This is a genomic window from Micromonospora cabrerizensis (genome assembly GCF_022230955.1).
Classification (GTDB): Bacteria; Actinomycetota; Actinomycetes; order Mycobacteriales; family Micromonosporaceae; genus Micromonospora; species Micromonospora cabrerizensis.
In genome coordinates this window covers 1-13,400 of sequence record NZ_JAKKFI010000065.1, presented here as the reverse complement: position 1 = coordinate 13,400, position 13,400 = coordinate 1, and the positions used below count along the sequence as shown (strand labels likewise).

At 72.9% G+C, this 13,400-nt stretch carries 13 protein-coding genes; 6 read left to right on the top strand and 7 right to left on the bottom strand.

Annotation, left to right across the window (positions count from 1 at the left end; translation table 11 throughout):
- Nucleotides 1-88 precede the first annotated feature (88 nt).
- The gene (locus tag LADH09A_RS15700; protein ID WP_238645920.1) at nt 89-1,174 is read left to right on the top strand and encodes a polyprenyl synthetase family protein; all 1,086 of its coding nucleotides are present in this window, start codon (nt 89-91) and stop codon (nt 1,172-1,174) included.
- Here LADH09A_RS15700 and LADH09A_RS15695 read toward each other — a convergent pair.
- The gene (locus tag LADH09A_RS15695) at nt 1,150-2,379 is read right to left on the bottom strand and encodes an MFS transporter (RefSeq protein ID WP_238645919.1); all 1,230 of its coding nucleotides are present in this window, start codon (nt 2,377-2,379) and stop codon (nt 1,150-1,152) included. The genes LADH09A_RS15700 and LADH09A_RS15695 overlap by 25 nt on opposite strands.
- Nucleotides 2,380-2,532: 153 nt before the next feature.
- On the opposite strand from LADH09A_RS15695, the gene LADH09A_RS15690 reads away from it, so the two are divergent.
- Nucleotides 2,533-3,315, top strand: coding sequence for an IclR family transcriptional regulator (locus tag LADH09A_RS15690; RefSeq protein WP_238645918.1), 783 nt, complete (start codon nt 2,533-2,535; stop codon nt 3,313-3,315).
- A gap of 81 nt (nt 3,316-3,396) precedes the next feature.
- Here the strand turns inward: LADH09A_RS15690 and LADH09A_RS15685 are convergent, their stop codons facing one another.
- Nucleotides 3,397-5,523 (bottom strand): PhoX family protein, encoded by a 2,127-nt coding sequence (locus LADH09A_RS15685; RefSeq protein ID WP_238645917.1) that lies wholly within the window; start codon nt 5,521-5,523, stop codon nt 3,397-3,399.
- 226 nt (nt 5,524-5,749) lie between these two features.
- On the opposite strand from LADH09A_RS15685, the gene LADH09A_RS15680 reads away from it, so the two are divergent.
- Both LADH09A_RS15680 and LADH09A_RS15675 read left to right on the top strand, forming a co-directional pair.
- The gene (locus LADH09A_RS15680) at nt 5,750-6,265 is read left to right on the top strand and encodes a sigma-70 family RNA polymerase sigma factor (RefSeq protein WP_308194575.1); all 516 of its coding nucleotides are present in this window, start codon (nt 5,750-5,752) and stop codon (nt 6,263-6,265) included.
- Nucleotides 6,262-6,981, top strand: a complete 720-nt coding sequence (locus tag LADH09A_RS15675; protein WP_238645916.1) for an anti-sigma factor family protein — start codon at nt 6,262-6,264, stop codon at nt 6,979-6,981. Before LADH09A_RS15680 ends, LADH09A_RS15675 begins: the two co-directional genes overlap by 4 nt.
- A 23-nt stretch (nt 6,982-7,004) precedes the next feature.
- On the opposite strand, the gene rarD is transcribed toward LADH09A_RS15675, so the two are convergent.
- From rarD to eccE, 4 genes are all read right to left on the bottom strand, one after another.
- Complete coding sequence (gene rarD, locus LADH09A_RS15670) at nt 7,005-7,922, bottom strand: EamA family transporter RarD (protein ID WP_238645915.1); 918 nt, start codon at nt 7,920-7,922, stop codon at nt 7,005-7,007.
- Nucleotides 7,919-8,416 (bottom strand): GNAT family N-acetyltransferase, encoded by a 498-nt coding sequence (locus LADH09A_RS15665; RefSeq protein ID WP_238645912.1) that lies wholly within the window; start codon nt 8,414-8,416, stop codon nt 7,919-7,921. The genes rarD and LADH09A_RS15665 overlap by 4 nt, the downstream gene beginning before the upstream one ends.
- Nucleotides 8,417-8,528: 112 nt before the next feature.
- Nucleotides 8,529-8,915 carry a phage holin family protein gene (locus LADH09A_RS15660; protein ID WP_088951145.1) on the bottom strand — a complete coding sequence of 129 codons (387 nt, stop codon included), beginning with the start codon at nt 8,913-8,915 and terminating at the stop codon, nt 8,529-8,531.
- Between the two features lie 61 nt (nt 8,916-8,976).
- The gene (eccE, locus tag LADH09A_RS15655) at nt 8,977-10,971 is read right to left on the bottom strand and encodes a type VII secretion protein EccE (protein WP_372492280.1); all 1,995 of its coding nucleotides are present in this window, start codon (nt 10,969-10,971) and stop codon (nt 8,977-8,979) included.
- Between the two features lie 203 nt (nt 10,972-11,174).
- Between eccE and LADH09A_RS15650 the strand changes: the two genes are divergently transcribed.
- Together LADH09A_RS15650 and LADH09A_RS15645 are read left to right on the top strand one after the other, a co-directional pair.
- The gene (locus LADH09A_RS15650; protein WP_238645909.1) at nt 11,175-11,495 is read left to right on the top strand and encodes a WXG100 family type VII secretion target; all 321 of its coding nucleotides are present in this window, start codon (nt 11,175-11,177) and stop codon (nt 11,493-11,495) included.
- A 22-nt stretch (nt 11,496-11,517) separates the two neighbouring features.
- Nucleotides 11,518-11,811, top strand: coding sequence for a WXG100 family type VII secretion target (locus LADH09A_RS15645; protein WP_088951148.1), 294 nt, complete (start codon nt 11,518-11,520; stop codon nt 11,809-11,811).
- Between the two features lie 85 nt (nt 11,812-11,896).
- Here the strand turns inward: LADH09A_RS15645 and mycP are convergent, their stop codons facing one another.
- Nucleotides 11,897-13,120: a type VII secretion-associated serine protease mycosin gene (gene mycP, locus LADH09A_RS15640; RefSeq protein WP_238645908.1), complete on the bottom strand. Its 1,224-nt coding sequence runs from the start codon at nt 13,118-13,120 to the stop codon at nt 11,897-11,899.
- Nucleotides 13,121-13,400: the final 280 nt, after the last annotated feature.

Below are 13,400 nucleotides of genomic sequence, written 5' to 3'. Positions count from 1 at the left end.
GAAGGTTCGATCACCGGGGGTCGGCGCGTGTTCACGCGCCGGCCCCCGGTGCGTATCCCCGACCCGGAGCAGGTCGAACGGGTGTGGCATGGTTGATGGTGTGGTGAATCCGGCGGGCGAGCGTTCAGGTGCCTCCGGCTCCGGCGGTCGGCGGGGTCGGGCGAGCACGAGTCAGTTCGGCGCGCTCGGCCTCAACCTCGCCGATCCCCGCGTCGAGGCGTCCGTGCTGGGTCTTCTGGATACGGTCGAGGTCGAGCTGCGGGCCAGTGTGTCCAGCGCCGACCCGTTCGTCACCGAGGCCGCCCGGCACCTCCTCGAGGCCGGCGGCAAGCGTTTCCGGCCGCTGCTGGTGGCGCTCGGTGCCCAGTTCGGTGATCCCACCGGGGCGCAGGTGGTTCCGGCCGCCGTGGTGATGGAGCTCACCCATTTGGCCACCCTCTACCACGACGACGTGATGGACGAGGCCGCCGTCCGCCGGGGCGCGCCGAGCGCGAACTCCCGCTGGACCAACTCGGTCGCGATCCTGGTCGGCGACTACCTCTTCGCCCGTGCGGCGGACATCGCCGCCGACCTGGGGCCCGAGGCGGTCCGGTTGCAGGCACGCACCTTCGCCCGGCTGGTGCACGGCCAGATCGCGGAGACGGTCGGGCCGCGCGCCGACGACGACCCGGTGACCCACTACCTCAACGTCATCGCCGACAAGACCGGCTCGTTGATCGCCACGTCGGCACGCTTCGGCGGCATGTTCGGTGGCGCACCGGCCGAGCACGTGGAGGCGCTCGCCGGGTACGGCGAGACGATCGGCGTCGCCTTCCAGCTCTCCGACGACCTGCTCGACATCGCCTCCGAGTCGGTGCAGTCGGGCAAGACGCCCGGCACGGACCTGCGCGAGGGCGTCCCGACGCTGCCGGTGCTCTACGCCCGCGCGGCGGACGACTCCGACGCGTCCTCGGTGCGGCTGCGGGAGATCCTGGCGACCGGCCCGCTGACCGACGACGCGCTGCACGCCGAGGCGTTGGGCCTGCTCCGGGAGAGCCCCGCGCTCAAGCGTGCCCGGGAGACCGTGCGCAGTTACGCCGAGGACGCCCGTGCGCGCCTGGCCCCGCTGCCCGAGGGCCCGTCCCGGCACGCCCTCGAATCACTCTGCGACTACATCGCCGACCGCACCAGCTGATCGTCGCCCCGGCTCGCCGCGTTGGCGACGCGGGTCAACAGGCGGCCGCCGCAGAGCATGAGGACGGCGGCCAGCAGCATGGACACCGCCGACGCGGTCCACATGGCCGGGTAGCCGAGGTGGGCGGCCAGTGGGCCGAGGGTCAACGGGCCGAGGCAGCCGCCCGCGTACACCCCGGTCTGGGTGATCGAGGTGGCGGCGGCCGGTGACTGCGGGTGGAGTCGGACCACCGCGAAGGTCATCAGGCCGGGCCAGGCCCAACCCAGGCCGAAGCCGAGCACCACGCCGGCGACCAGCGCCACCGTGCCGGTCATCGCGAGCAGGCCCAGACCGGCCGCGCCGACGACCAGCATCGCGGCGATGACGGCGACGTGACCGGTGACACGGCGGTCGGCCAGCCAGCCGGCACCCACCCGCGCGGTCACGCAGATCGCGCTGCCCAGCGTCAGGGTGAGGCCGGCGAGGCCCGGTGACATGCCCCGGCCCGCCGCGGAGTCCACCAGGAAGGTGCCCAGCGCGTTCGCTGCGGCCGCGGCCAGCGTCGCCGCCACGCCGACCACCACCAACGCCGCTGTGGCCCGGCCAGCGCGCGTCGCGCCGGCCCGCCGAGCCCGCAGAGGCACCTGCCGGGGTACGGCGGCCAGCGTGGTCGTCGCGGCCACGGCCGCCGCCACGAACGCCCAGCGCCAGCCGACGGTCAGCGCGATGGTGGGCACCGCTGCCCCGGCCAGCAGCGTGGAGACCGGGATGGCCGCCTGCTTGACGCCGAACGACAGCCCCTGCCGTCGGGCCGGCACGTGCTGGGCCAGCGCGGCGTTGCTGGCCAACTGGCCGAGCGCGTTCGCGGCGGCGCTGAGCGCCAGCAACCCGACCAGCACCGGGTACGACCGGGCGAGAGCCGCCACGGCCAGCATCGACCCGGCGGCCAGCACGATGCCGCAGCGGGCCACCGGGGCCGCGCCGTACCGCTCGACCAGGCGGCCGGAGGGCACCGAGGCCAGCGCGCTGACCCCGAAGTAGACGGATACGGCCAGGCCGAGGCCGGCCGGGGAGAAGTCGAGGTCCCTGCCCATCTGCACGGCGAGACCACCGAGCAGGAAGACGGGGAGTACGCAGGCCACGGTGGTGGCGACTGCGCCGGCGCTCGCCCTGATCGGGTGGGATGGGGCGACGGTCGGGTCGGGGGTGATGGCGTTGTTGGTCATCGTCCGCAAACCTACGTGAGACTCGCTCAGACCACTCCTGGTGACGGTCGGGGCACAACCTGTGGATGGTGATCTGGCATCCTCGACCCGAACAGGCATTTCGCACCGGGCCTGTTTTTCATATGGTGTAAGTCCCCGGCGGCGGAGGTGGTTGTGCGCGACCCCTTGGCAGAACCTTCGGACCTGATCCGCAGCGTGTCCCGAGCGCTGCGGGTGCTGGAGTCGGTCGGTCGCGCCCCGAAAGGCCTGACCGTCAAGCAGATCGCCCGACGGTGTGAGCTGACCGTGGCCACGACGTACCACCTGGTCCGCACCCTCGCCTACGAGGGTTACGTGATCCGTCGCGAGGACGGCACGTACATCGTGGGGTTGGAGGTGGCCGACCGGTACCGGGAGCTGGTGACCGCGTTCCGGGGCCCGCCAGCGGTCGGTGAGACGCTGCGGCGGGCCGCTTTGGACACCGGCTACAGCCACTACCTGGGTCGCTTCGTCGGCGGTCAGGTGGCCCTCACGGCGGTCGCCGAGGGGCACCGCTCGCCCTACCTGGAGGAGCTGGTGCCCGGCTTCGACGAGGGGGCGCACGCGACAGCCCTCGGCAAGTCGCTGCTCGCCACCCTCACCGTCGACCAGCGCAACCGCTACCTGCGGGAGTACGGCATGCGCCCGTTCACCACCGCCACGCTGACCACCACCGAGACGTTCGAGGCCGACCTGGCCGCCGGCGACCGGCGCGGTATGCAGTTGGAGATGGGCCAGTTCCGTCAGGGGGTGGCCTGCGCGGCGGTGCTCGTCGCGCCGGACAAGGACATGGAACGCCGCGTCGTGCTGGCCTGCGCGTTGCCGGCCAGCGAGATGATGACCTCCGCGCGGGTGGTGCGGGCCAAGCTGCTCACGGTGGCCCGCAGCGTCGCCGACGGCATCGCCTCCGACAACTGACCGCACCGACGCCGAGAGGCCCCCTCCCGGGCTGGGAGAGGGCCTCTCGGGGCGGTCCAGCGCCGGACCGCCAGGGAAACGTCAGCTGCCCACCGGGCCGCCGTCCAGACGCCAGGTGACCACCACGCCCGGCTTGGCGTAGTCGCCGTCCGGCCAGTTCGAGGCCGGGTTCTCCACCGAGGCGCCGGTGATCTCACCCGGGTGTTGCACCGCGACGAAGACCGACCGGTTGTCGCCGGTGATGAACGGGCCACAGGTCTCCGCGCCGAGCGGCACGGTCAGGAACTGCTTGAGGTGACCCCGCTCCGGGCCCTCGACGGCGGTGGCGAACAGGCCGTCGTTGCTGCCCAGCGCGTTGCCGTCGGTGGAGATCCACAGGTTGCCGGTGGCGTCGAAGGCGACGTTGTCCGGGCAGGAGATCGGGGAGACCTTGGTCTTGTCGTACCCGGCGAAGAAGGTCGACGCGTCGGTCGGGTCGCCGCAGACGATCGGCAACGACCAGGCGAAGGTCTCCGAGGTGTTGTCGTTGCGGTCCTCGACCAGCTCCAGGATCTGCCCGTGCTTGTTGGCGATGCGCGGGTTGGCCTCGTCTGCCTTCGGGTTGCTGCCCACACCCCGGTTGGTGTTGTTGGTCAGCGCCACGTACACCTTGCCGGTGAGCAGGCTCGGCTCGACGTCCTCCGGGCGGTCCATCTTGGTCGCGCCGACCTTGTCGCCGGCCAACCGGGTGAAGGTGAGCACGTCCGCGGCGGTCATGCCCTCGACGAACGACCGGTTGCCGCTGACCAGCTTGATCCAGCGACCCCGACCGTTGAACGCGCCGTCGGTGGGGAGCTTGCCCGTGCCGTCGATCTCGGCGGCGCTGGTCTGGTCGAGCTTCGCCACGAAGAGCGTGCCGGACTCCAGCAGGGTCAGGTTGTGCTTGCGGGCCGCCCAGGAGTTGCCCTTCATGAACTTCTGGTCCGAGACGAACTTGTAGAGGTAGTCGAACCGCTCGTCGTCGCCCATGTACGCGACCACGTGGCCATCCTTGGCCACGATCACGTTCGCGCCCTCGTGCTTGAACCGGCCCATCGCGGTGTGCTTGCGCGGGCGGCTCTCCGGGTCGAACGGGTCGATCTCGACGATCCACCCGAACCGGTGCGCCTCGTTGGGGTGCCTGGCCAGGTCGAAACGCTCGTCGGCGCGCTCCCACTTGCGGCTGCCGCTGGGGTAGCGGCTGGCGGTGCTGATGCCGTAGCGGTCCAGCTTCGGCTTCAGCTCGGCCGGGGCGGCGTCGGCGCCGACGAAGTACTGGTTGAAGTTCTCCTCGCCGGAGAGCACCGTGCCCCACGGGGTCACGCCACCGGCGCAGTTGTTCAGCGTGCCGACGACCGTACGACCCTTCGGGTCGGCGGCGGTCTTCAGCCACGCGGAGCCGGCGGCCGGGCCGGTCAGGTCGAACTTGGTGCTCAGCGCGGTGACCCGCCGGTTGTACGCCCGCGGGCCCTTGTCGACCGGCTTCCACTGCCCGGTGCCCGCGACCCGCTCCAGCTCCACCACGGACATGCCGTGCGCGGCCATGGCGGTGCGCAGTTGCTCGACGGAGAGCCCGTCCAGACCGGGGAAGCCCGGGAACATCAGGTCCTCGTTGGTGTACTCGTGGTTGACCACGAGCAGCGCCCGCCTGCCCTGCTTGTCCAGCGGCAGCACACCCACGAAGTCGTTGTTGTAACCGAACTGCTTGGACTGCGCGGCCGCGGTCTGGTGGTGCACGTCGAACTCCGGCGCGCCCGGCAGCACCGGGTCACCCCACTTGATCACCACGGCGTGGTCGTAGCCGTTCGGCACGACCAGGGTGTCCAGCTTGTTCGGCGGGATCGGCTTGAAGGTCAGCGCGCCGCTGCCGACACCGGTGCCGGGACGGCCGAAGCCGAAGGCCTCCGGGACGTCCGGGTTGGTGGGGGCGGCCAGGGCGGGGGCCGCGCCGGCGAGCGCACCGGCCGTCGCGCCGCCGAAACCGAGGACCAGAGCGCCGACCGCGCCGGCGCGGACCACACCGCGCCGCGTGACCTCCGCGTTCACCACGTCTCCGAAGTACGCGTTGTCGGAGGTGTTCGGCACCGGGTGGTCACAGGCGTTTCCGCAGCGGTACAGACAGGTCATGGCGTCACGGGTGCCGTGGCGCTTGCCGGTCAACAGGGGGAGCAGCCGGGGGCGGTCGCTCATGGGAGAAGCCTCCAGGGAGTCGGTGGCACGACAGGCGGCGTACCCGCCGGACGCTAGGAGCACGTGGTGAGCGCCCGTCGGCCACGGCGTGAACCGGGCATGAACACCTTCGCGGGCGGCAACCGGCACGCAACCGGTCTGACCTCGGGCTGAACCGATCGGCGTGACGGCACGTATTCCCGAGCGAACGCACCGCCGGACGCGCGCCGGAAGCGAGGAGACCGCCATCAGCGACCACGACGCCCAACTGCTGCGCGCGCTGCACGACGAGCACGCGGAGGCGCTGTACGCCCATGCCCTGCGGCTGGTCAACGGGGACCGGCAGCGCGCCGAGGACCTGGTGCAGGAGACGCTGCTGCGGGCCTGGCGACACCCGGAATCCCTCGACCCGCGGCGCGGTTCGGTGCGGTCCTGGCTGTTCACCACCGCCCGCAACCTGGCCATCGACGCCTGGCGGCGGCGGTCCACCCGGGTCGGCGAGGTGTTCACCGACGATCTGCCCGAACCGCCGGACGTGATCGACGAGGCCGAGCGGGCGGTGGAGGCGTGGACCGTCGCCGAGGCGCTCAACCGACTCAGCCCGACCCACCGCGAGGTGCTGGTCGAGTGCTTCTACCAGGGGCGGTCGGTGGCCGAGGCGGCCTCTCGGCTGGGCGTACCGCCGGGGACCGTGAAGTCCCGCACCCACTACGCGCTGCGGTCTCTTAGGTTGGTGCTGGCCGAGATGGGGGTGACGGGATGACGCAGTGCGAGTTCGCGTACGACGATGGCGCGTACGTGCTGGGCGCCCTGGCCCCCGCCGAGCGGGCGGCCTACGAGCGGCACCTCTCCGGCTGCGCCTCCTGCCGGGAGGCGGTCGCCGAGATCGCCGTCCTGCCCGGGTTGCTGGGGCGTCTGGACCCGGCGGGGTTGGAGCAGATCCTGCCGCCGCCGGCCCCGCCCCGGGTGCCCGCGCTGATCGAGGAGGCCCGGCGTCGCCGCAGGGGGGAACGCTCCGCGGACCGCCGACGGTACGCGCTGACCGCGCTGGCCGCCGCCGGGCTGGCCCTGATGGTCGGTGTGGGCACGGCCGTGGTGCTGCCCCGGCCCACCGGCCCGTCCGGCCCGCCGGTCGCGCAGACCAGCGCCCCGGCCACGCAGGTCTCGATGGTCGCCATGCGACCGGTGGCCGCCGCCGGGCCGGTGCACGCCGACATCGGGCTGTCCGGCACCAAGTGGGGCACGGCGGTGACCATGCGGTGCGGGTACGACGCGCGGACGAGCTACGGCAAGGCGTACCCGTTCCGGCTGGTGGCGCACGGCCCGAACGGCGCCAGTGAGCAGATCGGCTCCTGGCTGGCGGCCCCCGGCGACGCCCTCCAGTTCACCGGCGCCACCAGGTTCACCGACGCCGAGCTGGTCAGCGTGGAGCTGCAACGGGCCGATGGCACACCGCTGCTCACCTACGCGGTCCCCTGACCACCCGTCTCCACTCCGACGGGTCAGGGGGTGGGGACGGGTTCCAGGATCCGGGTCTGGGCTCGCGTGCGGCGGGAGTTGCGGACCGCGTCGGCGGTGAAGACGATCAGGGCGAGCCAGACCAGCGCGAAGCCGGCGAGGCGGGCCGGCGGCATCGGCTCGTGGAAGATCAGCACGCCGCAGCCGAGCTGGAGGATCGGTGCCAGGTACTGGACCATGCCGAGGCTGCTCAGCGGCAGGCGGTTGGCCGCACCGGCGAACATCAGCAGCGGGATCGCCGTGGCCGCACCGGCGAGCACCAGCAGCGCGGTGTGCCCGGCCGAGACGTGCCCGAACGTCGAGTCGCCCCTCGCCATCAGCCAGGCGAGGTAACCCAGCGCCGGCAGCGCCAGCACCGCCGACTCGACGAAGAGCCCCTCCGCCGGCGGCAGCCCCAGCCGCTTCTTGACCAGGCCGTAGCCGGCGAAGCTGAACGCCAGGGTCAACGCCAGCCAGGGCAGCCGGCCATAGTCCACAGTGAGCACCGCGACCGCCGACGCGCCGATCCCCAGCGCCGCCCACTGCGCCGGGCGTAGCCGCTCCCGCAGCACCGTCACCCCGAGCAGCACCACGACCAGCGGGTTGATGAAGTAGCCAAGCGCGGTCTCCACCACCCGGTCGGAGTTGACCCCGTAGATGTAGGTGCCCCAGTTGACCGCGATCAGCGCGGCGGCGGCGACCATCCCGGCCATCGCCCAGGGGCGACGCAGCAGCGCCCGCAGGAAGCCGACGTTGCGCAGCGCGGCCAGCAGCAGGGCCACGAACACCACCGACCAGACGATCCGGTGGGCCAGGATCTCCAGCGGGCCGGCGGGCCGCAACAGCTTGAGGTAGAGCGGGAAGAAACCCCAGAGCAGGTACGCGCCGAGGCCGTAGAGGTATCCCAGGCGGAGAGGCGTCACGCCTCCACCGTAAGGGGCGTACCGTCGCTTTGTTCCTTTCCGGTGACCGGGGTCACCGGAGTTCGCCGGTCGAGGTTCATCCACCGCTCGGGTCCGTCCAGCGGCGTGAAGCCCACCCGCGCGTACACCTGGTGTGCGTCGTTCGTGGCCAGCAGGATCCGGCGTACGCCCAGCTCGTCCAGGTGGTCGCGGGCCGCGCGGGCCAGCCACCCGCCCAACCCGCGACCACGGGCGGCGCGGTCGACGTACACGTCGCAGAGCCAGGCGAAGGTGGCCCGGTCGGTGACCACCCTGGCCACCGCGACCTGGCGGCCGTCCTCGGGCCGGTAGACGCCGAACGGCAGGGAGCCGGCGAACGCCCGGTCGACCGTGTCCCGGTCGCGTCCGAGTGCCCAGTACGCGTCGGTGGACAACCAGTGGTGCACCAGACCCAGGTCGAGCAGGGCCGGGTCGGTGCTGAGCAGGTAACCGTCGGTGCGGGTCAGCGTGAACACGACGCGACGCTAACCGCCCAGATGGGCGCCCGTGCCGGCCAATTCCCGAACTCTGGTCACCGGCCTGCCCGGGCCCCGGCCGGAGCCCGGGGCGGGCCGGTGCGGTCGGCGGTCAGTCCCGGTCGAGGACGGCGCCCAGGATCCAGGTCACGATGCTCACGAAGAGAGCACCGAGCACAGCGGCGGGCCAGAAACCGTCCACGGTGAACGGCAGCCCGGCCTGGTCGGCGATCCAGCTGGTGAGCAGGAACAGCAGCCCGTTCACCACCAGCGCGATGAGACCGAGCGTCAACAGGTAGAAGCCGCAGCCGACCGTCTTGATGAGCGGCTGGAGAACAGCGTTGACCACGCCGAAGATCACCGCCACCAGGAGCAGCGTGGTCACCGTCTCGCCAGCGGAGTTCGACTCCAGAGAGATGCCCGGAATGAGGAGTGTGGCCAGCCAGAAAGCCAGCGCTGTGCTGGCCAGCCGAATCAGCAGACCTTTCAGAAAACCCATGGCGGGGATCGTGCCACGGACCATGCACCCACGTAACCCGCCAGGTGACCGCCGCGCCGGATCAGCCGCGCGCCGGCCGCCCGATCAGTTGCGACTCGATCGGCGTGGGGGAGAGCAGTGCCCAGCGCAGCGCCCGCCGGTTGACCACGGCCACCATGTCGTCCCGGATCCGGGTCAACCACTCCGCCGACCCGCCCAGCCCCAGCGCGGTCCCGGCCAGCGCGGCCTCGGCGACGCTCAGCGGTTGCAGCAGCGCCAGGTCGACCCGGCTCAACACGTCCACGTCCGCCGGGGTCAGCTCGTCGCGTACCACCAGGGTGGCGCGCCACGGCGGGCCCGGCTCGGCGTCGGCCGGCACCGGCCCGGCGTCGACGACCAGCAGCAACGGGCGCAGCGCGCTGCCCACCCCGTCGGCCACCGGTCGACCGGGTGGGATCAGCGGGATCGTCCCACCCGGTGCGCCCACCCCCCGGACGAACGGCTCCCAGGCGCGCGGTCGGGAGGTCTGCACCACCACCAGGGCGCCGAGCGCCAGGGCGCGCAGGGCAACCAGCTGTGCGGCGCGTACCCCACCGACCAGCAGCACCCGGGTGCTCTCCGGCCGGAACAGTCGCACGGTGACCGCCCCGCCGTGCCGGTTCGTGCCGACCATCATCCCGGCATCGCCCAGGGTGAGGTCCCAGTCGTCCAGGGCGGGGCGGGGCTGCGCCTCGCGGGTGCTCAGCGCCAACGGCAGTGTGGCGGCAAGCCCGCCCAGGTGTGCGCCGTCGAGCCGCCGCAGCTCACCGCCCAGGTCGGTCACCAGGCGCTCCAGCGCTTCGGCGGCCACGGTCAGCTCGGTCGCCGTCTGAGCCGCCAGGCGTACGGTCAGCTCGGTCGGCGCCCCGACGGCGGAGGTTGTCGGCGTCGGCCCGGCGGAGATCGACACCGTCGTCGCGGTTACCGGCAGCGCGAGCAGCCGGGGCACCAGCCGTCGTGCTCCGGTGCCGTCCGGCCAGCGGATCAGCCGGAAGGTGGCCTGGACCAGGGTGCCGGACCGGAGCGTCGGCCAGGACTCCCGGACCGGGTCGCCGTCGTGATGGGCCAGCTCGCCCAGGACGCGCAGCGCCGCCGGCACGCCGAGTGGCCGCGCGGTCAGCGACCCGAGCCGACGGACGATCCGGCGTACGGTGCCGGCGAGCACCCGGCGCAGGTCCTCCTCGGACCAACCGTCGACGCGCAGCACCCGGACCGCCAGCACCGCCCGCTCCCGCCCGGCGAGCCGCCCGTCGGTGAGCTGGCGGTATGACGTGCCGACGGTGCCGCCGGCCGCCGGCACCGGTGCGGGTGCTCCGCTGAGCAGCAGTTGGACCCGCAGTGGGGGCACGTCCGGCCCGGTCTGGGGCAGCAACGCGGACGGCGCCGGGATCGTCCGGGACGCGTCGCCGAGCAGATCGCCGGGGTCCCCGAGTTCCAGGAGCACCACCATGCCCTCGGTGTCCTCCAGTACCGCCGCCGGCCCACCGGTCAGCTCCGTCGAGTGGACGACGGTGCCCGGAGCGACGAGGTCGAGCAGGTCGGCCGCTCCGGCCGGCCCGGTCAGCTCCCGACGACGGGTCAGATGCCCGGCGGCAGTGCCCAGCCACTCGAAGAGCCACCGGCCCCGGACCCGGAGCACGGCGACCGCCACCAGCAGCACGGCGACCAGTGCGGCGGCCGCGGTGATCGGCGCGGGCCGGCCCAGGGCGGTGAGGACGAGCGCCGCCGCGACCTGCGCGGCGACCAGTTGACCGGCCCGCACCCCTGCTCCCGTGCGCGGCGCGGGGGACGCCCGGCGGCCGAGCGGCGACCGGCGACGCCGTGCGCGTTGGTCGCCGGGGCGGTCGGCGGGTTGGCCCGACGCGCCCGGCCCGCTCGCCCCGGGGGCGGCACCTGGCCCGGACCCGACCGGTGTCGCCGATTGCGGCCCTCCGGTGGTGATCGCCGGCACCGCGCCTCCTCGACCAGTGGGGGATCGGGTCGGGCGGTCGGCCGCCCTCGGCGGCCCGTCACGCGCCGCGACGTGGCTGCAGCACATCGTAAGCGACCGATGGCTGCCGTGGTTGTCCACAGGGGAGACGCGGGGGGTAGCAGAACTGCTACGGGATCGCTACCGTCAGCCACGAAGTTCGTCGCTGACCCGTGTCTCAGTGTTCGACGACCGGGCCAAGCGAACGACGCGCCCCCAGGGTGGGCGCGTTCGAGGGCCAGGTGCGAGCAGAGAGACGAGGTGACATCGGGGTGTCCCAGACGCAGGCAGAAGCCGCGGTGATGCAGCAGACCGCCGCGAAGTTCGAGCAGGTCGACCAGTCGTTGCAGTCCATGCTGACCGGCCTGCTGGCCGAGCTGGAGGTGTTGCAGCAGGCCTGGCGTGGCGCAGGCGGCCGATCGTTCGAGCAGGTCAAGCAGCAGTGGTCACAGGACCAGGCGGCGCTGCACCGGGCGCTGCGCGAGACCGCCGGCGCGATCCGCACCGCCGGCCGGCAGTACGACGTCTCCGACGACGAGGTGGCCAGCCGGGTAGCCGGCACCAACCGCGGCGGCATCCAGCTGCCGCTCTGATCCCGCCCGGGAAGGAAATCCGATGGACCATGGTGTGCTGGTCGTCAACTTCGCCGCGCTTCAGCAGGCCGGCGCTGACATCCACAAGGCCCTGAACAGGCTCGACTCGCAACTCGGTCAGCTTGAGCGGGATGCGGCCCCGCTGGTCGCGAGCTGGACGGGCGAGGCCCGCGAGGCCTATGAGCAGCGGCAGGCACGGTGGCGCTCCGCCTCGCAGGACCTCCAGGCGATGCTGCGCGACATCAAGTTGGCGGTGGGCGACTCCGCCAACGACTATCTGGACACCGAGAAGAAGAACACCGGGCTGTTCCAGTGAGCGCGGTGGGCCGGGAGCGCTGACCGTGTCCAGGTCGGTGCCCCGGCCGCCGGGGCCCAGCGGCCAGGGCGGTGGGCTGACCGGGTCAGGCCTGGCCGGCCGGGCGCCAGCGTCGGCGGGCACCTCGGGGCAGCACCAGCGCGAGCAGCACCACGGTGGCCGCCGTGGTGCCGACCACCGCGCCGACCAGCAGGGCCCGGTCCCGTGCCGTCGCCCGTCGCGCCTCGTGGGCGAGCACCGCCGGGTCGGGTCGGTCGTCGGCGAGCGCGGTGACCGGTCGAGGGTCGCCCGCACGGCTGCCGCTGGTCTCGGTGACCGCCCGGTACGGGTTCAGCACACCGGCACCGTACCCACCGCCGTGGCCCGCGCCGGGAGCGGGATCGGCGGTGGCGATGATCCGCTCCGCCACCTGGGCCGCGGTCAGCTCCGGCCGATACTGGCGCAGCAACGCGGCGGTGGCGGCCACGAAGGGTGCCGCGTAGCTGGTGCCCTCGACCTGCTGGTGGCCCGCGCCGGGTGCGGCGGTCAGCACCTCACTGCCCGGCGCGACCAGGTCGACGTACGGCCCGGTCTGCGAGAAGGTCGCCCGCCCACCGTCCGCCCCGATCGCCCCCACGCCGAGCACTCCGTCATAGCCGGCGGGGAACGGTTGGGGGTTACCGCTGTCGTGCAGGTTGCCGGCTGCGGCCACCAGCACCACGTCCCGGTCGACCGCATACCGCACGGCCGAGCGCACCTCCGGGTCGTCGGCATACAGCACCACCGACAGGTTGACCACGTCGGCGTCGTGGTCGACGGCCCAGCGGATGGCCTGCGCGAACTCGTCGGCGCTGACCGTTCGCCCCGATTCACGCCCCTGCACCACCTGCTGCTCACTCACCCGCACCGGCAGGATCCGGGCATCCGGTGCGAGACCGTGGAAGGCGACCCCTGCGCGCGGTGTCGCCGCGATGATGCTCGCCACGCCGGTGCCGTGCCCGGCGCAGTCCCGGCTGCCGTCCCCGCCGGCGTCGAGCAGGTCGGTGCCGGCCAGCACGCGTCCGGCCAGTTGGGGGTGTGCCCGGTCGACCCCGGAGTCGACCACCGCGACGGTCACCCCGGCGCCGGTTGCCAGGGGCGCGAGCCGGGCGGGGTCGTACCGTTGCTGTGGCCAGGGTGCGGCCGTGACCGGCCGGGCCGGGGTGAGCGGGGTCGCACAGGCCGGCGCCGCGCGGAGCCTGGCGGTGGCGGCGACGGTGGGGAGGGCCGGTACGGTCAACAAGCCGGCGGCCAGACCTGCGAGGACCGGGCGCGCGAGCGATCGGGACATCGACAGCCTCCGTATCGTGTCGGCTCCGGAACGGGATGTTATCGCCTCACCCGCGCCCCGGCAGGCCGCCGACGGCCAGCCATTGTGATCTTGATACCACCTTGTAGGTTGTACGCGATACCTGTGGCCTGTTCTCGGAAGGGGAGGTGGCCGTGACCGCATGGGAGCCGGCCACGGAGGCCGAGGTGGCGATGCGCGACGCGCTGCGCGCCAACGACCAGGAGCTCTACTTCCGGCTCCTGTCCCGCACCGATCTGCTGTTGCCGGTCGCCGCTCCGAC

What these genes read in the sequence shown, in the direction of transcription:
- LADH09A_RS15645 (WP_088951148.1), top strand. Translation starts at nt 11,518, where the DNA reads ATGGACCATGGTGTGCTGGTCGTCAACTTCGCCGCGCTTCAGCAGGCC.
- LADH09A_RS15685 (WP_238645917.1), bottom strand. Translation starts at nt 5,523, where the DNA reads ATGAGCGACCGCCCCCGGCTGCTCCCCCTGTTGACCGGCAAGCGCCAC.
- LADH09A_RS15695 (WP_238645919.1), bottom strand. Translation starts at nt 2,379, where the DNA reads ATGACCAACAACGCCATCACCCCCGACCCGACCGTCGCCCCATCCCAC.
- LADH09A_RS15700 (WP_238645920.1), top strand. Translation starts at nt 89, where the DNA reads ATGGTTGATGGTGTGGTGAATCCGGCGGGCGAGCGTTCAGGTGCCTCC.
- LADH09A_RS15660 (WP_088951145.1), bottom strand. Translation starts at nt 8,915, where the DNA reads ATGGGTTTTCTGAAAGGTCTGCTGATTCGGCTGGCCAGCACAGCGCTG.
- mycP (WP_238645908.1), bottom strand. Translation starts at nt 13,120, where the DNA reads ATGTCCCGATCGCTCGCGCGCCCGGTCCTCGCAGGTCTGGCCGCCGGC.
- LADH09A_RS15675 (WP_238645916.1), top strand. Translation starts at nt 6,262, where the DNA reads ATGACGCAGTGCGAGTTCGCGTACGACGATGGCGCGTACGTGCTGGGC.
- eccE (WP_372492280.1), bottom strand. Translation starts at nt 10,971, where the DNA reads ATGTGCTGCAGCCACGTCGCGGCGCGTGACGGGCCGCCGAGGGCGGCC.